Annotated in this window: 1 protein-coding gene; it reads right to left on the reverse strand. The window is 68.0% G+C overall.

Features of this window, described 5'->3' with window-relative positions; all coding sequences use genetic code 11:
- A partial coding sequence (locus tag ADK67_RS14400) for an ATP-grasp domain-containing protein (protein ID WP_269435999.1) occupies positions 1–312 on the reverse strand: 312 nt, incomplete at its 3' end.
- Between the last annotated feature and the right edge of the window lie 16 nt (positions 313–328).

Here is a 328-nt window from a genome sequence, read left to right on the forward strand (position 1 = left end):
GCTCATCGACGTCGGCGCGTGGTGCACGTCGTCGTCGAACGTCCCGCCCTCGGCGGTGATGCGGTCCACCACCGACCCGAGGTACACCTCGCCGTCCCAGGCGACGGCTTCCATCAGATATTCCCTGCCGTCGAGGAAGGACTCGACGAGCAGTCCGTTGGGGCCCAGGTCGATGCCGTCGGCCTCGGAGTTGGCCCAGAAGAGGTCCTGGATGCCGCGCGCGGCCTGTTCGTAGCGTTCGGTCAGTTCGGTCTCGTCGTCGCAGCGGAAGACGAAGTGGCTGCCCGCGCCCAGGGTCGGCTTCACGATCACCGGGTAGCCGAACGCG

Source organism: Saccharothrix sp. NRRL B-16348 (assembly GCF_001280085.1).
GTDB lineage: Bacteria > Actinomycetota > Actinomycetes > Mycobacteriales > Pseudonocardiaceae > Actinosynnema.